At 67.7% G+C, this 26507-nt stretch carries 24 protein-coding genes; 10 read left to right on the forward strand and 14 right to left on the reverse strand.

The features are described from left to right. Position 1: 1 nt before the first annotated feature. Positions 2–1282 carry a helix-turn-helix domain-containing protein gene (locus tag EJP67_RS08335; RefSeq protein ID WP_126021230.1) on the reverse strand — a complete coding sequence of 427 codons (1281 nt, stop codon included), beginning with the start codon at positions 1280–1282 and terminating at the stop codon, positions 2–4. A gap of 131 nt (positions 1283–1413) precedes the next feature. Between EJP67_RS08335 and EJP67_RS08340 the strand changes: the two genes are divergently transcribed. Continuing rightward, positions 1414–3528, forward strand: a complete 2115-nt coding sequence (locus tag EJP67_RS08340) for a PQQ-dependent dehydrogenase, methanol/ethanol family (RefSeq protein WP_126021231.1) — start codon at positions 1414–1416, stop codon at positions 3526–3528. Between the two features lie 170 nt (positions 3529–3698). On the opposite strand, the gene EJP67_RS08345 is transcribed toward EJP67_RS08340, so the two are convergent. Then, on the reverse strand, positions 3699–4673 hold the full coding sequence (locus EJP67_RS08345; RefSeq protein WP_126021232.1) for a tripartite tricarboxylate transporter substrate-binding protein: 975 nt from the start codon (positions 4671–4673) through the stop codon (positions 3699–3701). A 241-nt stretch (positions 4674–4914) separates the two neighbouring features. Here EJP67_RS08345 and EJP67_RS08350 point away from each other — a divergent pair, with 241 nt between their 5' ends. Both EJP67_RS08350 and EJP67_RS08355 read left to right on the forward strand, forming a co-directional pair. Continuing rightward, positions 4915–6381 (forward strand): NAD-dependent succinate-semialdehyde dehydrogenase, encoded by a 1467-nt coding sequence (locus tag EJP67_RS08350; protein ID WP_126021233.1) that lies wholly within the window; start codon positions 4915–4917, stop codon positions 6379–6381. Between the two features lie 135 nt (positions 6382–6516). Continuing rightward, the gene (locus EJP67_RS08355) at positions 6517–7092 is read left to right on the forward strand and encodes a type 1 glutamine amidotransferase domain-containing protein (protein ID WP_126021234.1); all 576 of its coding nucleotides are present in this window, start codon (positions 6517–6519) and stop codon (positions 7090–7092) included. Here the strand turns inward: EJP67_RS08355 and EJP67_RS08360 are convergent. Beyond that, positions 7037–8269 (reverse strand): citrate synthase, encoded by a 1233-nt coding sequence (locus tag EJP67_RS08360; RefSeq protein WP_126021235.1) that lies wholly within the window; start codon positions 8267–8269, stop codon positions 7037–7039. The two genes, EJP67_RS08355 and EJP67_RS08360, sit on opposite strands and share 56 nt — an antisense overlap. Before the next feature lie 82 nt (positions 8270–8351). Between EJP67_RS08360 and EJP67_RS08365 the strand changes: the two genes are divergently transcribed. Then, positions 8352–9473 (forward strand): citrate synthase/methylcitrate synthase, encoded by a 1122-nt coding sequence (locus EJP67_RS08365; RefSeq protein ID WP_126021236.1) that lies wholly within the window; start codon positions 8352–8354, stop codon positions 9471–9473. A gap of 103 nt (positions 9474–9576) precedes the next feature. Next, the gene (locus EJP67_RS08370) at positions 9577–10596 is read left to right on the forward strand and encodes a hypothetical protein (protein WP_126021237.1); all 1020 of its coding nucleotides are present in this window, start codon (positions 9577–9579) and stop codon (positions 10594–10596) included. On the opposite strand, the gene EJP67_RS08375 is transcribed toward EJP67_RS08370, so the two are convergent. From EJP67_RS08375 to EJP67_RS08410, 7 genes are all read right to left on the reverse strand, one after another. Next, positions 10587–11837: a phenylacetate--CoA ligase family protein gene (locus EJP67_RS08375; RefSeq protein ID WP_126021238.1), complete on the reverse strand. Its 1251-nt coding sequence runs from the start codon at positions 11835–11837 to the stop codon at positions 10587–10589. The genes EJP67_RS08370 and EJP67_RS08375 overlap by 10 nt on opposite strands. A 148-nt stretch (positions 11838–11985) precedes the next feature. Then, positions 11986–12798, reverse strand: a complete 813-nt coding sequence (locus tag EJP67_RS08380; protein WP_026346745.1) for an ABC transporter ATP-binding protein — start codon at positions 12796–12798, stop codon at positions 11986–11988. Between the two features lie 169 nt (positions 12799–12967). Beyond that, positions 12968–14299, reverse strand: coding sequence for an ABC transporter substrate-binding protein (locus tag EJP67_RS08390; protein WP_126021239.1), 1332 nt, complete (start codon positions 14297–14299; stop codon positions 12968–12970). 53 nt (positions 14300–14352) lie between these two features. Further along, entirely contained in the window at positions 14353–15417 is a 1065-nt protein-coding gene (locus EJP67_RS08395; RefSeq protein WP_125950549.1) for a branched-chain amino acid ABC transporter permease, read from the reverse strand. 164 nt (positions 15418–15581) lie between these two features. Then, a complete protein-coding gene (locus EJP67_RS08400; RefSeq protein ID WP_126021240.1) occupies positions 15582–16511 on the reverse strand; it encodes a branched-chain amino acid ABC transporter permease in 930 nt (309 codons plus the stop codon). Between the two features lie 160 nt (positions 16512–16671). Then, positions 16672–17454: an ABC transporter ATP-binding protein gene (locus EJP67_RS08405; RefSeq protein WP_126021241.1), complete on the reverse strand. Its 783-nt coding sequence runs from the start codon at positions 17452–17454 to the stop codon at positions 16672–16674. Positions 17455–17615: 161 nt separating this feature from the next. Then, positions 17616–19571, reverse strand: a complete 1956-nt coding sequence (locus EJP67_RS08410; protein ID WP_126021242.1) for an AMP-dependent synthetase/ligase — start codon at positions 19569–19571, stop codon at positions 17616–17618. 84 nt (positions 19572–19655) lie between these two features. Between EJP67_RS08410 and EJP67_RS08415 the strand changes: the two genes are divergently transcribed. Both EJP67_RS08415 and EJP67_RS08420 read left to right on the forward strand, forming a co-directional pair. Beyond that, a complete protein-coding gene (locus EJP67_RS08415; protein ID WP_126021243.1) occupies positions 19656–20435 on the forward strand; it encodes a Crp/Fnr family transcriptional regulator in 780 nt (259 codons plus the stop codon). Then, positions 20432–20899: a hypothetical protein gene (locus EJP67_RS08420; protein WP_126021244.1), complete on the forward strand. Its 468-nt coding sequence runs from the start codon at positions 20432–20434 to the stop codon at positions 20897–20899. The genes EJP67_RS08415 and EJP67_RS08420 overlap by 4 nt, the downstream gene beginning before the upstream one ends. 15 nt (positions 20900–20914) lie before the next feature. Here the strand turns inward: EJP67_RS08420 and EJP67_RS08425 are convergent, their stop codons facing one another. After that, the gene (locus tag EJP67_RS08425) at positions 20915–22135 is read right to left on the reverse strand and encodes a type II toxin-antitoxin system HipA family toxin (protein WP_126021245.1); all 1221 of its coding nucleotides are present in this window, start codon (positions 22133–22135) and stop codon (positions 20915–20917) included. Continuing rightward, a complete protein-coding gene (locus tag EJP67_RS08430) occupies positions 22125–22400 on the reverse strand; it encodes a helix-turn-helix domain-containing protein (protein ID WP_240650555.1) in 276 nt (91 codons plus the stop codon). The genes EJP67_RS08425 and EJP67_RS08430 overlap by 11 nt, the downstream gene beginning before the upstream one ends. A gap of 173 nt (positions 22401–22573) precedes the next feature. Here EJP67_RS08430 and EJP67_RS08435 point away from each other — a divergent pair, with 173 nt between their 5' ends. Together EJP67_RS08435 and EJP67_RS08440 are read left to right on the forward strand one after the other, a co-directional pair. Then, the gene (locus EJP67_RS08435; RefSeq protein ID WP_126021247.1) at positions 22574–23338 is read left to right on the forward strand and encodes an SDR family NAD(P)-dependent oxidoreductase; all 765 of its coding nucleotides are present in this window, start codon (positions 22574–22576) and stop codon (positions 23336–23338) included. A gap of 19 nt (positions 23339–23357) precedes the next feature. Further along, positions 23358–23615, forward strand: coding sequence for a hypothetical protein (locus EJP67_RS08440; protein ID WP_126021248.1), 258 nt, complete (start codon positions 23358–23360; stop codon positions 23613–23615). Between the two features lie 156 nt (positions 23616–23771). On the opposite strand, the gene EJP67_RS08445 is transcribed toward EJP67_RS08440, so the two are convergent. Then, a complete protein-coding gene (locus EJP67_RS08445) occupies positions 23772–24782 on the reverse strand; it encodes an MBL fold metallo-hydrolase (protein ID WP_126021249.1) in 1011 nt (336 codons plus the stop codon). 60 nt (positions 24783–24842) lie between these two features. After that, a complete protein-coding gene (locus EJP67_RS08450) occupies positions 24843–25844 on the reverse strand; it encodes a Bug family tripartite tricarboxylate transporter substrate binding protein (protein WP_126021250.1) in 1002 nt (333 codons plus the stop codon). 259 nt (positions 25845–26103) lie between these two features. Between EJP67_RS08450 and EJP67_RS08455 the strand changes: the two genes are divergently transcribed. Continuing rightward, complete coding sequence (locus EJP67_RS08455; RefSeq protein ID WP_126021251.1) at positions 26104–26481, forward strand: VOC family protein; 378 nt, start codon at positions 26104–26106, stop codon at positions 26479–26481. Positions 26482–26507 lie beyond the last annotated feature (26 nt).

Consider the following 26507-nt stretch of genomic DNA (forward strand, 5'->3'; position numbering starts at 1 on the left):
TTCAGTCGCGTGCGTCGGCCACGGCCGCGGCTTCGTCGCGCCAGCCCCGCAGCCGCCGGTAGAGCGTGCCGCGCGACACGCGCAGCTGCCGCGCCGCCTGCGACACGTTGCCGCCATGCGCGGCGAGCGTCTCCTCGATCAGCTTGCGGCTGTGCTCGCGCAGCGTGGTCTGCTCGTGGGGCGCTGCCTCGTCACCATCTGCGTGCTCGCTGGCCTGTGCGGCCGGCATCGCATCGTGCCGCTCGATGGCCAGTGGGGCAGCCTCGCCCGGCATCGCCACTGCGTGCCGGAAGTCCGCGCCATCCGCGCCGCCCTTCAACTGTGCCTGCATCCACACGCCAAGGCCGCTTGCCAGCCGCAACGGCTGCGCAGCCTCGCGTCGGCCCAAGCGCAGCAGGCTCGCAAGATCGTGCCCCAGCAAAAACTCCACGTCGCGCTCGTCCGCCGCCTCGGGCAGCCGACCCAGCAGCCGCGCGCCCGCGTTGTTGAGCCAGGCGATGGTGCCGTCGGGCGCGATGCCGGCCAGCGCTTCGAGCGGCGTGCCCAGCAGCGTGGGGCTGGCCTGGAAGCGCAGGATCAGGTGGTCGCGCGACTGCGCCTGCAGCAGCCGGTTCTCGATGGTGGTGGCGTACAGCGACACCATCGACGCCGCGTCGAAGCCGAAGCGCCGCGCCTCCACCGTGAGGTCGAGCACGCCGGCGAGCTGCCCTGTCACATCGCGTATCGGCGCGGCCGCGCACTGCATGTGGCACAGCAGGTCGAAGTAGTGCTCGGCGCCGTCGACGGTGCAGGCCTGCCCGGTGCTCGCCACGATGCCCGGCGCCGTGGTGCCGACGATGTGCTCGGCAATGTTCACGCCCACGCGCGCGGTCTTGCGCAGCACGGGCTGGTGCGCGGCGGCGGGATGCTGCGTGACGTGCACCACCACGCCCTCGCGGTCGGTGAGGATCACGTGGCAGTCGGTGCCCGCGAGCGCGTGCTCCATCTGCCCGAGTTCCTGCCGCGCCGCTTCGAGCAGCTGGCGGTTGCGCGCGAGCGTGGCGTGCAGCCGGCTGGGCGTGACCGGGTCGAAGGGCACGATGCGCTGGCGGTCGGCGTGGGTGCGGCTGCAGCGCATCCACGACTGGATCACCGCCTCGCCCACCAGCCCCGAGGGGCGCACGCCTTCCTCGAAGAACTGCCGCCGCGCGAGCGCCACGCGCTGCGCGGGCGTGCTGGCGAAGAGCTGGCGCGGGGCATCGGGTGTACCGATTCTTCCGACAAGGCTTCTGTCGAGGGCCATGGGTGAGCTGCCTCCCGGTTCAGGACCAGCGTCGAATGTGTTCCGCAATGGAACAGCGCCGGACTGGGGAAATCCCGAAGATGAACGCGCGGCCCGTCCCGACGATTCTTGGCGCACAAAGGAGACCTGCGATGAAAAAAACACACTCCGGGCTGCTCGTGCTCGCCGGCGCATTGCTGTGCCTGGGCGCCACCACCGCAGCCACGGCCCAGAACGCACAGGACCGCGCGGCAGCCGCCACGAAACGCGTCGACGGCGGCTTCATCCGCGCCAACGCCGCGCAGAAGAAGACGCCGGACTGGCCCAGCGTGGGCCTGGACTATTCGGAATCGCGCTTCAGCCAGCTCGACCAGGTGAACGCCGGCAACGTGAAGGACCTGGGGCTGGTCTGGTCGTACAACCTGGAGTCCACGCGCGGCGTGGAAGCCACGCCGCTGGTGGTGGACGGCATCATGTACATCACCGCCTCCTGGAGCGTGGTGCACGCCATCGACACGCGCACCGGCCAGCGGCTGTGGACCTTCGATCCGCAGGTCGACAGGTCCAAGGGCTTCAGGGGCTGCTGCGACGTGGTGAACAGAGGCGTCGCGATCTACGAGGGCAAGGTCTACGTGGCGGCCTACGACGGCCGGCTGATCGCGCTCGATGCCGCCACCGGCCAGAAGGTCTGGGAGAAGAACACCATCGAGGGCCAGAAGGGCAGCTACACCATCACCGGCGCGCCGCGCGTGTTCAAGGGCAAGGTCATCGTCGGCAACGGCGGGGCCGAATACGGCGTGCGCGGCTTCGTCACCGCCTACGACGTGAAGACGGGCGACCAGAAGTGGCGCTGGTTCGTGGTGCCGGGCGACCCGGGCAAGCCCTTCGAGGACGAGTCGATGGCGCGCGCCGCCAAGACCTGGGACCCCAGCGGCAAGTACTGGGAGGCCGGCGGCGGCGGCACCGCCTGGGACAGCTTCGCCTTCGACCCCGAGCTCAACCTGATGTACGTGGGCACCGGCAACGGCTCGCCCTGGTCGCACAAGGCGCGCAGCCCCAAGGGCGGCGACAACCTCTACCTGGGCTCGGTGGTGGCGCTCGACCCCGACACCGGCAAGTACAAGTGGCACTACCAGGAGACGCCCGGCGACAACTGGGACTACACCTCCACGCAGTCGATGATCCTGGCCAACGTGAAGATCGGCGGCAAGCAGCGCAAGGTGCTGCTGCATGCGCCGAAGAACGGCTTCTTCTTCGTCATCGACCGCACCAACGGCAAGTTCATCTCGGCGAAGAACTTCGTCGAGGTCAACTGGGCCACCGGTTACGACAGGAACGGCCGCCCCATCGAGATCGCCGCCGCGCGCGACGCCACCAAGCCCGGCGACAGCATCCCCGGGCCCTTCGGCGCGCACAACTGGCATCCGATGTCGTTCAACCCGCAGACCGGCTTCGCCTACCTGCCCGCGCAGCATGTGCCGATCAACCTCATGGACGACAAGGACTGGAAGTTCGACGAGAACGTGCCCGGCCGTCCGCATTCGGGCCTGGGCTGGAACCTGGGCAAGTTCGCCAACGCCGAGCCTCCCAAGAGCAAGCCCTTCGGCCGCCTCGTGGCCTGGGACCCGGTGGCGCAGAAGGAAGCCTGGGGCGTGGACTATGCATCGCCCTGGAACGGCGGCACCCTCACCACCGCCGGCAACCTCGTGTTCCAGGGCACGGCCGATGGCCGCCTGCTGGCCTACAACGCGAAGACCGGCGAGAAGCTCTGGGAAACGCCCACCGGCACCGGTGTGGTTGCCGCGCCATCGACCTACATGGTCGACGGCAAGCAGTACGTGTCGGTCGCGGTGGGCTGGGGCGGCGTCTACGGCCTCGCGCAGCGAGCCACCGAGCGGCAGGGTCCGGGCACGGTCTACACCTTCGCGGTGGGCGGTACCGCCAGGATGCCCGAGTTCGTGCAGTACCGCATGGACAAGCTGGTGCAGGGCGTGAAGTACGACCCCGCCAAGGTCCAGGCCGGCACCATGCTCTACGTGAGCAACTGCGTGTTCTGCCACGGCGTGCCTGGCGTGGACCGCGGCGGCAACATCCCCAACCTCGGCTACATGGACGCGGCCTACATCGAGAACCTCGACAAGTTCGTGCTCAAGGGCCCGGCCATGTCGCGCGGCATGCCCGACTTCACGGGCAAGCTCTCGAACGACGACATCGAGAGCATCAAGGCCTTCATCCAGGGAACCGCCGACGCCATCCGCCCGAAGTAGAGGACGCAGCAGCACCAACAAAAAAGAAAGCCGCCGTCCCAAAGGACAGCGGCTTCAATTTGTCAATTCCGGGAACACCGAGGAACCGGCTTCGCCGGGCCTCAGGTGTTGCCCCCGGAAGGGGGTTGGCGTAGCGACACGAAGTGCGCGCAGCCTGGGGGCGAACCAGGTCAATCGGCGTAGACGCCGGCGGCCTTGATGATCGGCCCCCACTTCGCGATCTCGGCCGAGACGAACTTCTTGTGTTCCGCCGGCTCGGTGCGCTTGTCGGTGGTGATCACCGCGCCCAGCGCCTCTTCACGCTTGATGAAGCCGGGGTCCTTCATCGCGGCCTTGATGGCTTCGTTGAGCTTCTTCAGCACCGGCGCGGGCGTGCCCTTGGGCGCGTACACGCCGTGCCAGATCGTCACTTCGAAGCCCTTGAGGCCCGACTCGTCCAGCGTCGGCAGGTCCTTCAGCGCGGGGGTGGTCAGGCGCTTGCTGGTGGTCACGGCGTAGGCCTTGACCTTCTTGGCCTCGATCTGCGACGTGGTGTTGGTGGTCTGGTCGCACAGCAGGTCGATCTGGCCGCCCAGCAGGTCGGCGATGGCCGGTGCGGTGCCCTTGTAGGGAACCGGCGTCATCTCGACCTTCAGTGCGCTCTGGAACAGCAGGCCGCACAGGTGCGAGGCGGCGCCCAGGCCGGCGTTGCCGAGGTTGATCTTGCCCTTGTTGGCCGCGATCCAGCTCGTCAACTCCTTGTAGTTGTTGGCCGGCAGGCCGGGCTTGCCGATCAGCGTCATCGGCACTTCGTTGACCATGCCCAGGTACTCGAAGTCGGTCTCGACGTTGAAGGGCAGCTTGCGGTAGAGCGCCGGCATCGTCGACATGCCGATGTGGTTCAGCAGCAGCGTGTAGCCGTCGGGGTTGGCGCGCGCCACCTTGGCGGTGCCGATGGAACTGCCCGCGCCGGCGGTGTTGTCCACCACGATGGTGGTGCCCAGCGTCTTCTGCATGGCTTCGGCCAGGTCGCGCGCGACACGGTCGGTCGGGCCGCCGGCGGCGAAAGGCACCACCAGCGTCACGGTCTTGCCCGCGGGGAAATCCTGGGCGTGTGCACCGACGGCCGCGGCGGCAATCGCCGCGAGGGCGAACAGTTTCTTCATGTCGTCTCCGAAAGGGGGGAATAAAAACGCCGCGATCTTAAGGGCTGACCAGGGCCTGACCTATAGCGAATAGCCCTTAGCCAAAGGCCGTCTTGCGCACCTCGGCGGGGCGCATGGCGGGGCTTGCAAACCCGGGCCTCGCGAACGGGTTTGCGGTGGGCCGCTTGCGGCGATGCCGCCGGCGTGGTCCTCTCGTCCTGCAGGCCCCCTCATCCATCCCGACACCAGGAGACCACCACCGATGCAGACCATCCAGCTCAAAGACCCGACCCTGCTGCGCCAGCAGGCCTACATCGCAGGCGCATGGGCCGACGCCGACGGCGGCGAGACCGTGGCCGTCACCAACCCGGCCAACGGCCAGCAGATCGGCACCGTGCCGATGTGCGGCGCCGAAGAGACCGCGCGCGCCATCGCCGCCGCCGAGATTGCCCAGCGTGCGTGGGCGAAGGTGCCGGCCAAGGAGCGCTGCGCCGTGCTGCGCAGGCTCAACGACCTGATGCTGGCCAATGTGGACGACCTCGCGCTCATCATGACCACCGAGCAGGGCAAGCCCATGGCCGAGAGCCGCGGCGAGATCGCCTACGCAGCCTCGTTCATCGAATGGTTCGCCGAGGAGGCGCGCCGCGTCTACGGCGACACTATTCCCGCGCCGCAGGCCGACCGCCGCATCCTCGCGCTCAAGCAGCCCGTGGGCGTGACGGCCGCCATCACGCCGTGGAACTTTCCCGCCGCCATGCTCACGCGCAAGGCCGGCCCCGCGCTCGCTGCCGGCTGCGCGATGGTGGTGAAGCCCGCCACGCAGACGCCGTTCTCCGCGCTGGCCTTCGCCGAACTGGCCGAGCGCGCGGGCGTGCCCAAGGGGCTGCTGTCGGTGCTCACCGGCTCGGCCAGCAAGATCGGCGGCGAGATGACGCGCAACCCCATCGTGCGCAAGCTCACCTTCACGGGCTCGACCGAGGTGGGGCGCACGCTGATGAAGCAGTCGGCCGACACCATCAAGAAGCTCTCGCTCGAGCTGGGCGGCAACGCGCCCTTCATCGTGTTCGACGATGCGGATGTGGACGCGGCCGTCGAGGGCGCGATGGTCTCCAAGTACCGCAACACCGGCCAGACCTGCGTGTGCGCCAACCGCATCTACGTGCAGCGCGGCGTGCTCGACGACTTCACGTGCAAGCTGGTGGCGAAGGTCGAGGCGATGAAGGTGGGCGACGGCACCGCGCCCGGCGTCACACAGGGCCCGCTGATCGACGCCAAGGCCGTCGAGAAGATCGAGGAGCACGTGGCCGACGCCGTGGCCAAGGGCGGCAAGGTGCTCACCGGCGGCAAGCGCCACGCGCTGGGCGGCCTCTTCTTCGAGCCCACGGTGATAGGTGGCGCCACCGCCGGCATGCTGTTCGCGCGCGAAGAAACCTTCGGGCCGCTCGCGCCGATCTTCGCCTTCGACACCGAGGAGGAAGCCATCGCCGCCGCGAACGACACCGAGTTCGGCCTGGCCTCTTATTTCTACGCGCGCGACATCGGCCGCATCATGCGCGTGGCCGAAGCGCTGGAATCGGGCATCGTGGGCGTGAACACGGGGCTCGTGTCCACGGCCGAAGCGCCCTTCGGCGGCGTGAAGCAGTCGGGGCTCGGCCGCGAGGGCTCGAAGTACGGGCTCGACGATTTCCTCGAGGTGAAGTACGTCTGCCTCGCGGGGATCGACAAGTAGCAGCAAGCGGCTGCACATTCTTCGTAAAGGAAGTTTGCCGGCCGTCGAACTGTCCGACAGGCGGAGCCGGCGCCGGACGATGCGGCCGGCGCATGCCGGACCTAGGGTGAAGGGCTTTTGAAGGAGATTCAACCCATGCCCAACACCACCACATCGTCATCCTCGCTGGACGGAATGAAAGTTGCCATCCTCGTGTCCGACGGCTTCGAGCAGGTCGAGATGACCGAGCCGCGCAAGGCGCTCGACCTCGCCGGCGCGCAGACGCGAATCGTCTCGCCCGTCGGGCGCGTGCGCGGCTGGAACCATCACGACCCGGCGGACAGCTTCCCCGTCGACGTGCCGCTGAAGAATGCGAGGCCCGACGACTTCGACGCATTGCTGCTGCCCGGCGGCGTCGTGAACCCGGACGCGCTGCGCATCGACGAGAAGGCAGTCGCTTTCGTGCGTGCCTTCGTCGAGGCCGGCAAGCCCATCGCGGCGATCTGCCACGGACCCTGGACGCTGATCGATGCCGGCGGCGTCAAGGGTCGCAAGATGACCTCGTGGCCCTCGCTGCATGCCGATCTGAAGAACGCCGGCGCGAAGTGGACCGACGAGGAAGTCGTGGTCGACCGCAGCCTCGTCACCAGCCGCAAGCCGGACGACCTGCCCGCCTTCAACCGCGAGATGACGAAGGCCTTCGCGCTCGCGCGGGAAACCGCGGCTCACTGATCTCTTCGGCCGCGCCGGGCATCGGCCCCGTGTAGCGGGCTCGCGGACGGATCAGTTGCCCCGTGGCCTGCTGCTCCAGCACGTGCGCGGTCCAGCCGACGGTACGCGAGAGCGCGAAGAGCGTGAGCGCCGCGCCTGGCGGCAGCCTGTGCACGGCAGCGAGGGCGGCCAGCGCGAAATCGATGTTCGCGGCCTCGCCCAGCAGTCTCTCGCCGATGCCGCGCAATTCCTCGAAGGCGGGCGGCAGCTCGATGTTCGCGAGCAGGGCGCCGCAGCGCGCGTCGCCGCCCGGGTAGAGCGGATGGCCGAAGGCCGCCAGCGGCCGGTCGTGCGCGAGCCACTCGCGCACCGCGGCCTCGGCGCCGATGTCCGACGCACGGTGCATCAGCGCCTGCACCGCTGCCGAGGCGCCGCCATGCAGCGGCCCGGTCAGCGTCGAGAGGCCGGTGAGCAGGCAGGCAGCCATCGACGCGCCGGTCGATGCCGTCACGCGCGCGGCGAAGGTCGAAGCGTTGAGTTCGTGGTCGGCCAGCAGCACCAGGGCGCGGCGCAGGTCGTCGGCGGCGCGCGGCCGGCGCCACGCCGTGGCCAGCCGCATGTGCAGCGGCATCTCGCGCGCGGCAGGCGTGGTGCCCAGCATCGCATCGGCCAGCGCGCCGATCGCGCTTGCCGCCTCGGCCTGCAGCACGCTGCGCGAGCGGCCGCGCGATGGCAGGTCGGTGGCGGCGCGCGCCGCGAGCGCGAGCAGGCCGGCCTGCAGCGGTGCGTTGCCTGAAGCAGCGGATGCGGCCGAAGCAGGAAAGCGCGGTGGCGTGCTTTCCCACAGCAGCCCCGCCACATCCTCCAGCGCGGCCTGCTCCGCCAGCACGCAGGCATCTTGCCCGCGATACAGCAGCCGCCCTTCGGCCACCGTCGATACGGCAGAGGCCAGCACCGGCTCGCCCCACTGGATCGCCTCGGTCGCCACCGTCTCGACACTGCGCCGGCCCCTCGCGCGCGCCGCGATGCGCTGCACGTCGTCGCGGTGATAGAGGCTGCGGCGCGGATCCGCCGCATCGGGCTTGGCGCGGATGCGGCCGCGGCTCACGCTCGCGTAGAGCGTCTGCGGACGCACCTGCATCAGCTCCAGCGCCTCGGTGGCCGGCAGCCACAGGGGCGTGCTTCTCTTCATGGTCATGTTGACAGAATAGATCAAGATTGACGTCAATATCCATCGGACCAGAATCGATGTCATCGTGACAACCCAGGAGCAAAGAGCGATGAACAACGATGACGGCAGCCTCGAAGGCGTGGTGGCAGCGCATACCGTGCTGTCCGAGGTGGACGGCGAGGCCGGCCGGCTGGTGATCCGTGGCCACGAGCTCGACGAGATCGCGCAGCGCTGGCGCTATGAAGACGTGGTGGGCCTGCTGTTCGAAGGCTTCTTCGACACGCTGCCCACCGCCTCGGCCCTGCGCCGCGCCCTGGGCCGCGCGCGCCGCGGGGCCTTCGAGCTGCTGCAGCCGAACGACGACGCGCAGCTGCGCCGCATGCCGCCCATCGAGGCCGTGCGCGCGCTGATGGCGCGGCTTCCCGATGGCGACGACCTGCCGACCGCGCTGCGCCTGGTGGCCGCGCCGGCCGTCTACACCGCCGCCGTGATGCGCTGGCGCCTGGGCGTGCCGGCGCTCGCGCCGGACGAGGCGCTGCCGCACGCCGCCGACATGCTGCGCATGCTGCATGGCCGTGCGCCCACGTCCGCGCAAAGCGCCGCGCTCGACACCTACCTCGTCACCGTGTGCGACCACGGCCTCAACGCATCGACCTTCGCGGCGCGCGTGGTCGCATCGACAGGCGCGGGTCTCGCATCGGCGGTGCTCGCGGGCGTCAGCGCGCTCAAGGGGCCGCTGCACGGTGGCGCGCCCGGCCCGGTGCTGGATGCGCTCGATGCCATCGGCACTGCCGCCAACGCGCGCGCATGGCTGGAGCAGGCCGTAGCCGACGGCCAGCGGCTGATGGGCTTCGGCCATCGCATCTACCGCGTGCGCGATCCGCGCGCCGATGCGCTCAAGGGCGCGCTCGGCAGGCTCGGCGAGGAAGGCAGCGTGAACGCCGCGCGCTTCGCGCTGGCCGAAGCCGCCGAGCAGGCCGCGCTCGCCATCCTGCGCGAGAAGAAGCCGGGCCGTGCGCTGGAGACCAACGTGGAGTTCTACACCGCGCTGCTGCTCGAAGCGCTGGGCTTCGGCCGCGAGAGCTTCACCTGCGTGTTCGCGGCGGGCCGAGTGAGCGGCTGGGTGGCGCATGCGCGCGAGCAGGTGAAGAAGGGGCGGCTGATCCGTCCGCAGTCGGTCTACGTCGGGCCTGCACCGGAGGAATCGGGCGAGGCCGCACTCGCGCACTGAGCCTACAGGGCGCACCCGCCGTCATCCGATACGCTCGCCTTTTCCGCATGACGCGGCCGCGCCGGCCGCGTCATGCGTCGTGAAAGGCGAAAGTATCTCTTCCATGACGGCGACTTCTTCCCATCCGCAAGCACGGCAGGCACTGCGCCTGCCGCGCGACTTCGCGCTCATCACCGTGGCCATCGACGCCGTGATGGTGCTGGTCAACATGACCCTCCAGCTCTGGCCCGACTCGCCCAATGCCGAGCAGCTGCGCAGCGCCTATGCGCTGCCGGGCGTGTGGGTCCCGATGGTGTTCAGCATCGGCATGGCCTGGGTGCTGGCGGCCGCGCTGGCCTGGAGCCACGGGCGCAATGCGCTCGAAAAGCGCGGCGTGGACAGCGTGGCACGGCTGCCCCAGCCGCGCGTGCGCTACGGCGCGGCATACGTCGTGGTGCTGCTGCTGAACTTCTACGCGCTGAGCCCGCTGCTCTACGACCTGCAGCTGCTTTTCATGCCGGGCGGGCGCTTGCACGAATCGCTGGGCGACACCTCGATGCGCGCGGCGATGCCGGTGTTCATGTTCCTGCAGTCCGTGGCCCAGCTGATCGTGCTGGTGCTCGGCGTGTGGCTCGCGGCATGGTTCGCGCTGAGGGCCGGCCGTGCCGATGCCTCGGATACGCGGGGCGATGACGTACCCGCGGCCTCTTCGCCGCGCCGCGCGGTGGCGCTGGTGGGGGCGTCGGTGTTCGCGTCGCTGCAGATGTGGAGCGGCGCGGCGCTGAGCCGCTGGAGTTCCGTGTCGCAAGGCCTGGACGGCGCCGGGCTGCTGGTGGCATGGGTGGTGCCGCCGCTGGCCGCCTTCGCGCTGGCTTTCTGGGGCGGCTGGCTGGGCGCGACGGCTGGCCTTTCGAGGGTGCGGCCCTTCAGGGCCGTGGCGGCATCGGTGCTGGCTTTCGCCTTGGTGCAGATCGGCTGCATCGCCATTGCGCTGGCCTGGCTGGCGCTGGCGGTCTGGCTGCACGGCTTAAACAGCGCGGGCAGCCTCGTCGGCTTCGCGCTGGCGCTCGTGCTGGTCTACACGCTGCTCGCGGTGCTGCTCACGCGCGCCGCGACGCGCGGCTTCTACCGCCGCTACTTGTAGCTGCGCGCGTCCTCGATCACCTTGCCGTCGTTGGGCAGCGAGCCCGCGCCCACGACGACGACCTCGCCGCGCAGCTTGGTCACCTCGCGGATCACCGCGCTCACGCGCGCTTCAAGCCCTTCGGGTGCACTGCCCGCGCATTCGAGCTGCAGCGTCATCCTGTCGTCGCCCATCTCGCCCGAGACGACGAGGCGCGCGCGCTGCACTTCGGGAAAGCGCCGCGCGATCTCGGCCACCTGCGACGGGTGCACGAACATGCCGCGCACCTTGGTGGTCTGGTCGGCGCGGCCCATCCAGCCCTTGATGCGCTTGTTGGTGCGGCCCGTGGGGCAGGTGCCCGCGAGCACGGCGGAAAGGTCGCCGGTGCCGAAGCGCACCAGCGGGTAGTCGGGGTTGAAGGTGGTGACGACGATCTCGCCGACTTCGCCGTCGGGCACCGGGTCGCCGGTGCCGGGGCGCACGATCTCCACCAGAACGCCCTCGTCAAGCACCAGCCCTTCGCGCGCGCTGGTCTCGTACGCGATGAGGCCCAGGTCGGCGGTGGCGTAGCACTGCGTGCCCTTCACGCCGCGCGCCGCGATCCAGTCGTGCAGGCTCGGCGGGAAGGCCTCGCCAGACACCAGCGCCTTGGTGAGCGATGGCAGCTTGACGCTCTTCTCCTCGGCCTTCTCCAGCAATATCTTCAGGAAGCTCGGCGTGCCTGCATATCCTTCGGGCTTGAGGTCGACCATGGCCTCGAGTTGCTGCTCGGTCTGACCGGTGCCGCCCGCGAACACGGTGCAGCCCATGGCGTGCGCGCCGCTTTCCATGATCGAGCCCGCGGGCGTCATGTGGTAGCTGAAGCTGTTGTGGATGAGCTCGCCGCCGCGAAAGCCTGCCGCATGCAACGCGCGCGCGGTGCGCCAGTAGTCGCGCGCCTCGCCCTCGGGCTCGTAGATGGTGCCGGGGCTCGCGAACACGCGCGGCATGCGCGGCCCGCGTACGATCGTCGAGAAGCCGCCGAAGGGGTCGTCCGCGCGCCGTGCCTTCTGCAATTCGAGCAATTCCGATTTGCGCGTGACCGGTAGTTTGGCGAGCGCCTCTCGCGTGGTGACGTCGGCAGGCTTCACGCCGTCGAGGATCTTCGCGAAGGCGGGCGCGGCGGTCTGCGCCTGAGCGATCTGCTTCGGCAGCGCGGCCAGCAGGTCGCGCTCGCGTTCGGCGGGGTCTCGGATCTCGAGTTTGTCGTAGTGGTCGGTCATGTCCGTACCCTTTGTCTTTCAGTTCGGTTCAAGGCGCTCAACATGCTCTTTCAGGAATACCGCGGAACCGGCTTTGCCGGGCCGCTGGTATTGCCCCCGGTGAGGGGGTTGGCGAAGCGACACGAAGTGCGCGAAGACTGGGGGAGAGTCAGGCCAGCCACCTCTTGCGCCGCTTGTAGCTCTTGACGTCGCGGAAGCTCTTGCGGTCCGCGCCGCCGACGCCGAGGTAGAACTCCTTCACGTCCTCGTTCTCGCGCAGGCTCTTGGCCTCGCCGTCCATCACGATGCGGCCGTTCTCCAGGATGTAGCCATAGTCGGCGTAGCGCAGCGCCATGTTGGTGTTCTGCTCGGCCAGCAGGAAGGTCACGCGCTCCTTGGCGTTGAGGTCCTTCACGATCTCGAACACTTCCTCCACGATCTGCGGCGCGAGGCCCATCGAGGGCTCGTCGAGCAGCACCATGGTCGGGTTGGCCATCAGCGCGCGGCCGATGGCGCACATCTGCTGCTCGCCGCCGGAGGTGTAGGCCGCCTGCGAGGTGCGGCGCGTCTTCAGGCGCGGGAAGTACGCGTAGACCTTCTCCAGCGTCTGCTGCACCGCGGCCTTGCCGTCGGTGCGCGTGTAGGCGCCGGTCATCAGGTTCTCCTCGATGGTCAGGTGCGCGAAACAGTGGCGGCCTTCCATCACCTGGATCAGGCCGCGCTTGACCAGCTCGGCCGGCGACAGCGCCTCGATGCGCTCGCCGCGCAGCTCGATGGTGCCCTTGGTGACCGCGCCGCGCTCGCCCGCCAGCAGGTTGCTCACCGCGCGCAGCGTGGTCGTCTTTCCCGCGCCGTTGCCGCCGAGCAGCGCCACGATGCCGCCGTCGGGCACGGTGAGCGACACGCCCTTGAGCACCAGGATCACGTGGTTGTAGATGACCTCGATGCCGTTGACGTTGAGGAGGATGTTGGATTCGCTCATGGTGTGGTCCGAAGCATTTGAAAGAACAACGGTGCTGTTCTTTCAGATGCCCGCTTGGCCTACCGCCCTTCGGGGAACACCGCGGAACCGGCTTTGCCGGGCCGCAGGTGTTGCCCCCTGGAAGGGGGTTGGCGAAGCGACACGAAGTGCGCGCAGACTGGGGGTCAGCTCAAGATTGGCAATCCGCTGCTTCGCGGCGTGTCAGCTTCTTCTCGCCCGCGTACTTGTCGGCCGCGGCCTTCACCATCGGCTTGATGATCTGCTCGTCGGCCTGGTACCAGTCGGACATGTCGCCCCACTTCGCGCCGTCCCAGGTGTGCACGCGCGCCCAGGTCGAGCCCATGTGGTCCTGGCACGAGGTGCTCACCGGGCGCATCACGCCCGAGAAGCCCAGCGCGTCCAGCTTCTTCTGGTCGAGCGCGAGGTTCTCCATGCCCCAGCGAACCTGCTCGCCGGTCATGACCTTGCCCTTGCCGAAGCGCTCCTGCGCGCGCTTCACGGCCTCGATGGTCAGCATCTGGATGATCACGCCGCGCGTGTAGAGCACCGAGCCCACTTCGTCCTTCGGACCTGTGCCCTGGCCCTTGTCGTGCACCTGCTTGAGGATGTCCTGGATCACCTTGGGCTGCGTGCCCGAGGTGTTCAGCGCCAGCGCGTGGTAGCCCTTGGCGTTGGCGCCCACGTCCTTCACGTCGGGCTCGGCGCCGGCCCACCACACGCCGTACATCTTCTCGCGCGGGTAGCCGGTGGCCACGGCCTCCTTCAGTGCGGTGGAGTTCATCACGCCCCAGCCCCACAGCAGCACGAAGTCGGGGCGCTGCTGGCGAACCTGCAGCCAGGCCGACTTCTGCTCCACGCCGGGCGCGGTCACCGGAATCAGCGAGAGCTCGAAGCCGTTCTGCTTGGCGCGCTCCTGCAGCAGCGGGATCGGTTCCTTGCCGAAGGGCGAGTCGTGATAGACGAGGGCGATCTTCTTGCCCTTGAGCTTGTCCATGCCGCCTTCCTTCTTCCCGATGTGCTGGATCAGGATATCGGCCGCGGTCCAGTAGGAGCCCATCAGCGGGAAGTTCCACTTGAAGACGCCGCCGTCCTGCGAGGCGGCCAGGCCGTAGCCCAGCGTGATCAGCGGGATCTTGTCGGTGGGCACCTTGTCGGTCAGCGCGAAGGTGATGCCGGTGGCCTGCGGGTCGAAGAGCGCCACGCCGGGGCGGCCCTTCAGGCGCTCGTAGCACTCCACGCCCTTGTCGGTGGCGTAGCCGGTCTCGCACTCCTCGTACGCGATCTTCACGCCGTTGATGCCGCCGGTGGCGTTGACCAGCTTGATGTAGTCCTGCTTGCCGTTGGCCCAGGGCGTGCCGTTGGGTGCGTAGGGGCCGGTGCGGTACACCAGCAGCGGGAAGAACTGCTCCTTGGCCTGCGCGTTGACCACGGATGGCGCGAGCGCGGCGCCGAGGGTGCCGGCCACCAGGGCGGCGGTCAGAGCGAGCGATTTCAGTTTCATGCCTGTCTCCTTTGTGGGCACCTCGGTGCCGGGTTTTTACGAACGCGAACTCATCAATGAGGGAAGGGCCACAGCCGCAGCTTCTCCTTGGCCGTGGACCACAGCCGCGCGAGGCCGTGCGGCTCGACGATCAGGAAGAACACGATCAGCGCGCCGAAGATCATGGTCTCCAGGTGCGAGGCCAGCGCGGTGGAAATCGAGAAGCCCAGCCAGCCCGGCAGCTGGTTGAGCAGGAGCGGCAGCAGCACGATGAAGGCGGCACCGAAGAAGCTGCCCATGATCGATCCCAGCCCGCCGATGATCACCATGAACAGCAGCTGGAACGAGCGGTCGATGCTGAAGGCCGCCGGCTCCCACGCGCCCAGGTGCACGAAGCCCCACAGCGCGCCGGCCACGCCGACGATGAAGCTGCTCACCGCGAAGGCCGTGAGCTTGGCGTAGACGGGGCGGATGCCGATCACCGCGGCCGCCACGTCCATGTCGCGCATCGCCATCCATTCGCGGCCGATGGCGCTGCGCACCAGGTTCTTGGCCAGCAGCGCGAACACCGAAACGAAGATCAGGCAGAAAAGATACTTCTGCGCCGGCGACTCGATGGGCACGCCGAACACGTTGAGCCCCGCCACGCTCACCGAGCCGGAGGAAGAATTGTTGGTGAACCACTGGATGCGCAGGAAGGCCCAGTCGGTGAAGAACTGCGCCGCCAGCGTGGCCACGGCCAGGTACAGCCCCTTGATGCGCAGGCTCGGAATGCCGAAGAGCACGCCGATCACCGTGGCGCACAGTCCGCCCAGCAGCAGCGATGCGATGAGCGGCATGCCGTCGATGCGCACCTGGAAGTTGTAGGCCGCGTATGCGCCCACCGCCATGAAGGCGCCGGTGCCCAGCGAGATCTGGCCGCAGTAGCCCACGAGGATGTTCAGCCCCAGTGCGGCGAGCGAAAGAATGAGGAAGGGCGTGAGGATGGCGCGCATCCAGTAGTCCGACACGCCCAGCGGCACCACCACGAACGCCACGAGCAGCAGAACGAGGATGGCCAGGCGGTCCTGCGCGATCGGGAAGATCTGCTGGTCGGCGCGGTAGCTCGACTTGAATTGGCCGTTTTCTCTGTAGAACATGTCAGTAGGTCGAAAGCGGGATCGGACAGCCGAACGCAGAGGTCGCGAAGGTCTCGCAGAGGTCGCAGAAGGAATGCAGAAAATCTTGAGGTTTTCTTCTGCGACCTCTGCGCAACTTTTGTATTTCTTCCGCGTTCGGCTGTCGGTATTCGAAGTTCTTCATCTCACACCCGATCGATGATCTTTTCGCCGAAGAGGCCCTGTGGACGCACCAGCAGGAACACCAGCGCCAGCACATAGGCGAACCAGATCTCGATGCCGCCGCCGAACATGGGGCCGAGATAGATTTCGGAGAGCTTCTCGCCCACGCCGATCAAGAGGCCGCCGATGATGGCGCCCGGAATGGAAGTGAGGCCGCCCAGGATCACCACCGGCAGCGCCTTCAGCGCCACCAGCGAGAGCGAGAACTGCACGCCCAGCTTCGATCCCCAGATGATCCCGGCCACCAGCGCCGAGAAGCCGGCCACCGACCACACGATCACCCAGATGCGCTTCAACGGAATGCCGATGGACTGCGCGGCCTGGTGGTCGTCGGCCACCGCGCGAAGGGCGCGGCCGGTGGCGGTCTTCTGGAAGAAGATGGCCAGCACCACCACGAGGCCCGCGGCCACGAGTGCGGCGATCAGGTCTTCCTGGCTCAGCAGCAGGCCGCCCTGGAAGGTGTTCTCCAGCACCATCAGCGGTTCCTTGGGCATGCCCACGTCGATCTTGTAGATGTCGTTGCCGAAGATGGTCTGGCCCACGCCGTCGAGAAAGTAGGCGATGCCCAGCGTGGCCATCAGCAGCGTGATGCCTTCCTGGTTCACCAGCTTGCTCAGCGCGAGCCGTTCGATGAGCCAGGCCACGAGAACCATCACCGCCATGGCCGCGACGAAGGCCAGGATGTTCGCGAGGATCTGGCTTTCGAAGCCGAACCACTGCGGGAACCACTCGGCGAAGCGCGCCATAGCCAGCGCCGCGAACAGCACCATCGCGCCCTGCGCGAAGTTGAAGACGCCGGAGGCCTTGTAGATCAGCACGAAGCCGATGGCGATCAGCGAATAGAGCATGCCGACCATCAGGCCGCCGAAGAGGGTTTCGAGGAAAAAGCCCATGGTCAGTTTCTTTCTCCCTCTCCCGCTTGCGGGAGAGGGCAGGGGTGAGGGCAAGCGGCGTTGGAGATGCTGCCGTTTGTGATGAGGCCGTCGACCCTCACCCCAACCCTCTCCCGCAGGCGGGAGAGGGGGCAAGACAGGAAGCGGTCGTGCGCGGCCATCAGTGCTCCACACCCAGATAGGCCCGGATCACGTCTTCGTTGCTGCGCACCTCGTCGGGCGTGCCGTCGCCGATCTTCTTGCCGTAGTCCAGCACCACCACGCGGTCGGAGATGTCCATCACAACGCCCATGTCGTGCTCGATCAGCACGATGGTCGCGCCGAACTCGTCGTTCACGTCGAGGATGAAGCGGCTCATGTCCTGCTTCTCCTCCACGTTCATGCCGGCCATGGGCTCGTCCAGAAGCAGCACCTGCGGCTCCATCGCGAGCGCGCGGCCCAGGTCCACGCGCTTCTGCAGGCCGTAGGGCAGGCGGCCCACCGGCGTCTTGCGGTGCGCCTGGATTTCGAGGAAGTCGATGATGTGCTCGACGAACTCGCGGTGCGCGAGCTCCTCGCGCTCGGCCGGTCCCCAGCGCAGCGCCTGCGCGAACAGGCCGCTCTTCATCTTGAGGTTGCGGCCCGTCATGATGTTGTCGAGCACGCTCATGCCCTTGAAGAGGGCCAGGTTCTGGAAGGTGCGCGCCACGCCCATCTCGGCCACCTGGCGCGAGTTCATGTGCTTGAAGGTCTGGCCCCGGAAGGTGATGGAGCCCTGCTGAGGCCAGTACACGCCGTTGATGCAGTTCAGCATCGAGCTCTTGCCCGCGCCGTTCGGCCCGATGATGGCCCGCACCTCGTGCTCGCGCACGTTGAAGCTGATGTCGGTGAGCGCCTTCACGCCGCCGAAGCTCAGCGAGATGTTCTGCACGTCCAGGATGACGTCGCCGGTTTTTCTAGCCATGGACGGGCTCCTGGACGCGGACAGCCGAACGCAGAAGTCGCGAAGGTTTCGCAGAAGTCGCGAAAGAAGACCATGAAAAGTTCATCCGATTCCCTCTGCGACTTCTGCGTAGTTTTTGTATTTCTTCTGCGTTCGGCTGTCCGAATTCGAGTGCATTCATCTCACGCCGCCTTTCCCAACGGCGCGAACCGCTTCGCCTCGACGATCTTCAGCGTCGCGCTCACCACGCCCGTGCGTCCGTCCTCGAACTTGACCTGGGTCTCGATGAACTGCTCCTTCCTGCCGCCGTAGAGCGCGTCGACCAGCACCGCGTACTTGTCGGCGATGAAGCCCCGGCGCACCTTGCGCGTGCGGGTGAGCTCGTCGTCGTCGGGGTCGAGTTCCTTGTGCAGCACGAGGAAGCGCGCGATCTGCGTCTCGCCCATGCCGTCTTCGGCGGCGAGGTCGGCGTTCACCTTGGCGATGCACTCGGCCACCAGCGCGAGCACGTCGGGCTTGCCGGCCAGGTCGACGTAGCCACCGTAGGCCAGGCCTCGGCGCTCGGCCCAGTTGCCGACGGCCTCGTAGTCGATGTTGATGGCGGCGCAGACCTCGTCGCGGCCGTTGCCGAAGCACACGGCTTCCTTGATCTGCGGGAAGAACTTGAGCTTGTTCTCGATGTAGTTGGGCGCGAACATCGCGCCGCCCACGAGGCGGCCCACGTCCTTGGCGCGGTCGATGATGCGCAGGTGGCCCTCGCTGTCGAGCACGCCCGCGTCGCCGGTGTGGAAGTAGCCGTTCGCGTCCAGCACCTCGGCGGTGGCGTCGGGGCGCTTGTAGTACTCCTTGAGCACCGACACGCCGCGCACCAGCACCTCGCCGTCTTCGGCGATCTTCAGCTCGATGCCGGGCGCGGCCGTGCCCACGGTCTGCAGCTTGACCTTGCCGTCCTGCTGCAGGCACACGTAGGCGCAGGTCTCGGTCTGGCCGTAGAACTGCTTCAGGTTGACGCCGATGGAGCGGTAGAAGCGGAACAGGTCGGGCCCGATGGCCGCGCCCGCGGTGTATGCCACGCGGATGCGGCTCATGCCCAGCACGTTGCGCAGCGGGCCGTAGATCAGCAGGTCGCCCAGGCGATACATCAGGCGGTCGCCCATGCTCACCGGCGCGCCGTTGAGAATGTCGGCGCCCACGCGCTGCGCCAGCGCCATGAACTTCGCGTACAGCCAGCGCTTCGGAGCCGCCGCGTCTTCCATGCGGATCGACACGGCTGTCAGTAGCCCCTCGAAGGTGCGCGGCGGGCCGAAGTAGTAGCTCGGGCCGATCTCGCGCATGTCGTTCATCACCGTCTCGCTCGACTCGGGGCAGTTGAGCGTGAAGCCGCCCACCAGCCACTGCGCCACCGAGAACAGGTGGTCACCCACCCACGCCATCGGCAGGTAGCTCATGATGTTGTCGCCGGGGCCGAGCCTGTCGGTCTCCACGCCGCCGCGGCCCGCCGCGATGAAGCTCGCGTGCGTCTGGCACACGCCCTTGGGGCGGCCGGTGGTGCCGGAGGTGTAGAGGATCACGCCCACGTCCGTCGCTTCGCCGCTGGCCACCGCGCGGTCGTAGTAGCCGACGTTGGCCTTGTCGAACTCGCGGCCCAGCGCGCGCAGCTGCTCGTGGCTCATGAGCCCGGGCTGGTCGTAGTGGCGCAGGCCCTTGGGGTCGTCGTAGACGATGTAGCGGATGCCGGGCTGCTTGCCCTGCTGCATCTCGCGGCACTCGAGCAGCTTGTCGACCTGCTCCTGGTCTTCGACGATCACGAACTCGATGCCGGCGTCCTGCAGCATGAAGACCATCTCGCCGGCCACCGCGTCCTGGTACAGCGGCACCGGCACGCCGCGCAGGCTCTGCGCCGCGACCGCCGCCATGTACAGGTGGGGCCGGTTGGCGCCGACGATGGCCAGGTTGTCGAAGGGCCTGAAGCCCAGGCTCGCGAGGCCGCAGGCGGTCTCGCGCACTTCCTGCGCGACGGCGCTCCAGCTCCAGGTTTGCCAGATGCCGAGGTCCTTCTCGCGCATGGCTGGGGCCTCGGGCTGGGCCTCGGCGTGCGCGAGCAGCAGACGGGGAAAGGTGGGGGCGGGTGTTTGCACAGTGGCCGGATCGTAGGACTCACTTTGACGCCCGCTTGTCGTTCCAACGACAATCCTAGGGACACTACTCCCCGGAGTTTCCCGATGCCTCATGGCCATCCCACCCACAGCGCGCTCGGCGGTTCGACCATCAGGGACCGGGTGCGCGCAGCCAATGCGCAGGAACTGGAAGGCATTCCGTGGCTGCCCACGCTCACGCCCGCCGAGCGGCGCCGCGCCGAGGCCGCGCTGGTGGTCGGCGAGGCCGAGCCCGGCGACCTCGTCTGCCGTGTCGGGCGCTCGCCCACCTACTGGTTCGGCGTGGTCGAGGGGCTCCTGAAGATGAGCAACGACAACGCCGACGGCGGCTCCGTCACCTACACCGGCGTGCCGCCCGGCGGCTGGTTCGGCGAAGGCACGGTGATGAAGCGCGAGCCCTACCGCTACAACATCCAGGCGCTGCGGCGCAGCCTCATCGCCGGCCTGCCCACCGACAGCTTTCACTGGCTGCTCGACCATTCCATCGGCTTCAACCGCTTCGTGATGAACCAGCTCAACGAGCGGCTGGGCCAGTTCATCGCTGCGCTCGAGATCGACCGGCTCAACAACCCCGACGCGCGCGTGGCGCGCAACCTCGTGTCGCTGTTCAATCCGGTGCTTTACCCTGGCGTGGGCGAAGTGCTACGGATCACGCAGCAGGAACTGGCCTACCTGGTCGGCCTCTCGCGCCAGCGCGTGAACGAGGCGCTCAACGCGCTGTCGGCGCAGGGGCTGATCCGCGTGGAGTACGGCGGCCTGCGCGTGCTCGACCTGCCGGGCCTGCGCGCGACCGCGATGTCGAACAAGAAGAACCAGCCGGTGCCAACCCAGGCGGAAAAATCATGACCAATCTCTCCGACAAGCTCCAGATCGTGCCCGCGAATGCCGAGGCCGCATTCATCCCGCCTCCGGAACCACCCAAGGCCAAGCCCGAAAGCGCCGGCCCCACGCTGGAGGAAGTCATCGAGCGCAACGAGGCGCTCACCGAAAAGGTAGAAGCGCTCGACGCGGTGTTGGCAAAGCCGCTCGCCGAGATCCTAGCCGACCGCGAGAAGGCCGAGGAAGCCGCACTCGCCTGGGACCGTTTCGGCGCGATGTGGATGCTCTCGCAGCGCGCCATGCGCCGCGTGGCGCTCGACCTCGCGGCGCAGCTCGGCGTGAGCGAGGAAGAGGTGGTGGCGCGCGCCATGGCCAATGCCAACGCGGTGCTCAACGGTGCGGACGAGGTCGATCTTGGCGGCACCATCGCGCCGGCGCAGATGCAGCACATTGCGCGGCATCGCAACTTCCTGAGGAAGCAGTTCCGCTAGGGCCGCCTCCGGCTGTTATCGCGTCTTGGCGTGGATCATCCCGTCGGTCCACGTGTCTCGCATCTTCGCCAGCAGGTCTTTCGGAATCCGCTGGTCGCCGCGCGCCTCGTCCAGCGTCTTTCGCATGCCTTCGGCGATTCGCTCGAGAACGAGGGCGGGCTTGGCGACCCCGCATACCTTGCTGCCGAAAAGCAGCAGCTCCTCGGTCGTCGGATAGGCCCTGGTGTAGCCCTTGCCCGCGAAGAGCTTGAGCGCAAGCGTGCGGTCCTCCAGCTCGGGCCCGCCCTCGTAGCGCGTGTACCTGTAGATCGCGGTGGTCACCACGTCGAACATGGGCGCGAGGCGGCAATCCGCCGTCGAGGTGTAGAGCAATCCGTAGTTCTTGAGGTGGCCGTCGCCGTTGCGCACCATGATGCTGAAGGCGACCTGCTCGAAGAAGCGCGCCAGGTTCTCGCTGGGCAGCTGAAGGTACTGCATCAGCTCGGCGATGCGCTGGTAGCTGCCGTGGTACTTCCGATCGGACTGGATGTCGCGCACCCGGAGGTTCATCAACGCCGCGATGTCCTCGAACCCGATGCGCGAGCCGTCCGCCGCGATGTCGAACCTGTCGACCAGGAGCAGCTGTCCGTCGTCCGAGAGATCGAAGCCGGGTGTCTCGATGCCGGCGTGGCCGGCGGCCGTCAGGCACATGAACTCGTTGGCCGACAGGCCCGGATAGGAAGGCGCGGCGGCCTTCACGATGATCGTGGGCACGGGAAGGGTGACCCGGTCCGGCACCATGATCTTCGGCTGCATGCCCGCAATGCCGGCGCCCGTGCTCAGGTAGGCCCGCACCAGTTCGTCGAACACCTCGGGCGTGTAGCGGGTTTGCAGCAAGGTCTTGCGGTCGATGGTCCGAGGCGCCGCAAGCGGCTGCGCTCCCGGCAGCTGGAAGCCCAGCCGCCCGATGCCGTGGGAGCCGATCACCGCGAGCAGGTGCATCGGGGTGAGCTGCTGCTTGGGGAACATCGCCCGCAGGCGCAGGTACAGGTCGCCCTCCGGCAGGTTCTGATCCATGACCGCGAAGAGGTCGCCGTCCTGGTATGTGGGCCGGGTCGGCGGCATGAGGAGCGCGACCGAGGGCTGGTCCGCACGGCCGTCGAGGTACCGGAACTCGTAGACGGAGTGCCTGAGCAACTGCCCGGCGGGCGCGCCGGCGATCTCGACGTCGAGCTGCCTGATCTTTTCAGGAAGCATCGTCGTCCTCGTCCTGTCCGAAGCGTTGCGTGACTTCCTCCAGCGTCGGCATGCCCAGGCGCTCCAGGCTGATCGTGAGATCCATGGCGCGCAGGATGTCGAAAAGCGAGGCGAGGGTGACGTCTTCCCCTCGCTCCAGGCGGTAGAGAACGTTGCGCGCGCGGCCCGACCGTGAGGCGATGTCGGTCGCCTTCAGGCGGCCTTCTTTTCGCGCGCGCTTGATGGCTTGTCCAAGCTCGCCGGGGAGCCTGATTTTGTCCTTCATGCGCCACATTTTTGGGTTGAAAACGGAATTTGTCTATTTTGAAGGACAAAACTCCATCTATCGCCGGTACGTTCAGGACTGGGTGCCGCGGCGACGGATTCAACCGTGGGCCCGATCGAAATTCATCGCATCGCCTAAGCTCGCGGTTTTCTTTCCGTCTCCACCGCAATCCCATGTCTACCTCTCACCTCACCCTCATCACCGGCGCCTCGCGCGGCCTGGGCCTGGCCATGGCCGAGCAGCTGCTGCAGGCCGGCCACACGGTCGTCGGCATTTCGCGCAAGCAGTCGCCCGCGCTGGCCGAAGCGGCCAAGGCCGCCGGCGCCGAACTCACGCAATGGGAGCAGGACCTTTCCGACCCGGTGGCCGCAGCCGAGCGCCTCTCGGCCTGGCTCAAGACCGTCGACGCGCAGCGCTTCGACAGCGTCACGCTCATCAACAACGCGGGCACCGTCGGCAACCCCGCGCCGCTGTCGCGCGCCGTGGAGGCCGAGCTGTCGCTGGCCCTGCGCATCGGCCTGGAAGCGCCGATGCTGCTGACGGCGGCGTTCCTCGGCGCCACGCGCGAATGGCGCGGCGCGCGCAAGGTGCTCAACATTTCCTCGGGTCTGGGCCGCAACGCCATGGGCAGCCAGGCGCCGTACTGCGCTGCGAAGGCCGGCATGGACCACTTCTCGCGCGCCGTGGCGCTGGAGGAGGCGAATGCGCCGAACGGCGCGCGCATCGTCTCGCTGGCGCCGGGCGTGATCGACACCGACATGCAGGTGCAGCTGCGCGGCGCCTCGGCCGAGAAGTTTCCGGACCGCACGCGCTTCGAGAAGATGAAGAACGAAGGCATGCTCGACAGCCCCGCCACGGCCGCGGCCAAGGTGCTGAAGTACCTTGGCCGCGCGGACTTCGGCGCCAAGCCCGTGGCCGACGTGCGCGACCCCGACTGAGCGGAAGGCGAGCGACCCCATGGCAACGGCCCAGGCCATCGACACCGGCGAGTACAAGCTCTTTCCCTCGCCGCGCAACGTGCACCGCATCGTGTTCGAGCACCAGGTGTTCGTGCCGCACCCCTATGCGCTGATCGTGATGAACGAGTTCGGCTTCAAGGGGCGCTACAGCCTGTTCTCGGCCTGCCGCATGAGCGACGGGAAGATGGGGCAGGTGGCGACGTTCGAGGACGCGGCGGATGTGGACGTCTTCAACAGGAAGTTCGTGCCTGACTGAGTTCGGGCGTTGTTCCCTCTCCCCTTGGGGAGAGGGTTAGGGTGAGGGCGGCGGCTCAGGAAGATGCGCGACCTTCGCTACCGCCGTTACCCCCTCACCCCAGCCCTCTCCCCGAGGGGAGAGGGAGTAAAACCATCGGGGAGGCGCTGCTGTTTGCTACTGCATCGAGAACCTGTCGCGCTGCGCCTGCGCGCATTCGCCCATCACGTTCAGCGCACGCTCCACCGTCGGCGTGCCCATCACGAACGGGTTCGCCGCGCCCGCAGGCTGCTGGCGCAGCGCGGCCATCTTGGCCTGCGAACTGTCGACGTTCGAGTGGTTCGACAGCATCACGTCGATGTTCTGCGCCTTCACGATCGAATCCATGCGCTTCGTGGAGGCGATGTAGTTGTCCAGCCGCGGAATGTCCTTGCCGAAGTTGAAGCCCGTGCCGCCCCAGAGCATGGCGCGGTGCTTCCTGCCGTTCTCGCTGACGTCGAACACCGGCGAGAGCGTGCCCATGGTGTGGCCCGGCGTGAGGTAGAGCGTGACGGTGGTGTCGCCCAGCGTGACGCGGTCGCCGTCCTTCACCGAGATGTCCCGCTTCGGAGGCGCCCCCCAGATCGGCGTGGCGAATTCGAGCTTGGTCTCGGTCATCGTCCAGTCGGGCTCGCTCATCACCACGCGCGCGCGGTACTTCTGCGCGAGATACGGCGCGCCGCCGTAGTGGTCGCCGTGGCCGTGCGTGACGATCACGTACTTGATCTGCGCCGGGTCCAGGCCCAGCTTGCGCATGCCGCCTTCGATCAGCGCGGCGGCTTCCACCTGGTTGTTGAGCGCATCGATGAGGATGATGCCGTCCGAGGTCTTGATGGCCCAGGCGCTGACCCAGTCGGCGCCCACGAAGTAGAGGTTGTCGAAGGCCTTGGCGGGCGGCGGTGCCGGCCTGTTGATGAGCAGGGGCAGGCCCTTGTCGAGCTCTTCCTGCGGCGGCCGCGTGGCGGGGGCGGGCTTGCACAGCGAGAGCAGCTGCCCGAGGTCGGTGCCCGCGGCCTTCGTGGCTGCCGCGACGTGGGCGGCGACGGTGGCATCTGAAGGTTTCTGCGCGGCAGGCGTCTGCGCGCAGCCCTGGAAAAGGACGACGGCCGCCGCGAGGGCAGCCGTCTTCAGGGGAAGCGAAGGAACCATCGGTGTCTCCATGCCGTCGTTGCGGCCTGTTCTGGAGACACCATTCTGCGACGCGAAGTCTTATTCGATTGTCGCGCCCGAGGCTTGCACGATGCCCTTCCACTTCTCGTAGTCGGTCTTCAGCAGCGCGCCGAACTGCTCGGGCGTCATGCTTTGCGGCTCGGCGCCCTGCGCGATGATGGCCGCCTTCATGTCGGGCGTGGCCAGCAGCTTGTTGACTTCGGCATTGAGCGTGGTCACCACGTCCTTGGGCGTGCCGGCCGGCACGAAGATGCCGTACCAGGTGCTCACGTCGAAGTCCTTGTAGCCGAGCTCGGCCACGGTGGGCGTCTCGGGCAGCGAGGTGCTGCGCCTGGCCGAGGTGACGGCCAGCGGACGCAGCTTGCCGGCCTTGATCTGCGCCATGGCCGAGGGCACCGACGACACCATCAGGTCGACGTTGCCCGCGAGCACGTCCATCATGGCCGCGTTGGAGCCCTTGTAGGGCACGTGGCGCATCTTGATCCTGGCGGCGCCGTTGAAGATCTCGCCGGCCAGGTGGATGGTGGTGCCGTTGCCGGGCGAGCCGTAGGTGACGGTGTCGGGCGCGGCGCGCGCGGCCTTCACCACGTCGTCGAGCGTCTTGAACTTGGAGTTGGCCTGCGTGACGATCACCACCGGCGTGTAGGCCACATGGGCTACCGCGGTCAGGTCCTTCACCGTGTTGTAGCTCAGGTTCTTGTAGAGCCAGGGCGCGACGACCATGTTGTCCTTCTGGCCCATCACGATGTCGTAGCCCGTGGGCGCCGCGCGCGCGGCCTCGGCGATGCCGATGGTGCCGCCGGCGCCCGCGCGGTTGTCGGGCACCATGGTCCAGTGCTTGGCCTCGGTGAGCTTCTGGGCCACCAGGCGGGCCAGGATGTCGGTGCCGCCGCCGGGCGGGAAGGGCACGATCAGGCGCACGGGCTTGGCGGGGTAGGCGGTGGCCTGTGCGTGGGCGGTGGCGGTGGCGGTAAGGGCCAGCGGGAGTGCCAGCGAGAACGCCAGCGAGGTGGCCAGCTTGCCGAGATGTCTGCGGATCATGGGTTGTCTCTTCGTCGGAATGGATCGGGGGTTGCAGCCGTCGCCTGCGGTCACTGCACCGGGGGTGCAGTGTGCCGGAAGCCGCGTAAGAAGGATTTCTTCATTCGCGATGGGGCACGTATCGACTTGCGGGGCCCCATTTTCCGATGCCTTGACAGGGCCCTGTCCGACGCAAATACTGCACCGCATGGTTGAGTATTTTTGGCAAGCTCGGCGCCCTTCATTTTCGATGGCGCGCGGGGCCTGGAAGGAGACTCGCATGCTCGGAAACATCAACGCAGTGGCCAATCTCGCGGTGAAGGATCTCGCCGTGGCCCGTCGCTTCTACGAAGACACGCTGGGCCTGACCCAGGTCGATGCGGAAGGGGACGAGGTCATCGTCTATCGCAGCGGCAATACCCGCATCAACGTGTACCGCTCGCAGTTCGCGGGCACCAACCAGGCGACGGCCGTGACATGGTCGGTCGACGGCGACATCGAGCGCGTCGTGGACGCGCTGAAGTCGCGGGGCGTGCGCTTCGAGCACTACGACATGCCCGACACGCAGCTGGTCGGCGACCTCCATGTCATGGGCGACATGAAGGTCGCGTGGTTCAAGGACCCGGACGGGAACATCCTGAACCTGATCAACGACTGATCGAACGATCGATCAGCCGAAGTTCC

It is taken from the genome of Variovorax guangxiensis (assembly GCF_003952165.1).
Taxonomy (GTDB): Bacteria; Pseudomonadota; Gammaproteobacteria; order Burkholderiales; family Burkholderiaceae_C; genus Variovorax; species Variovorax guangxiensis.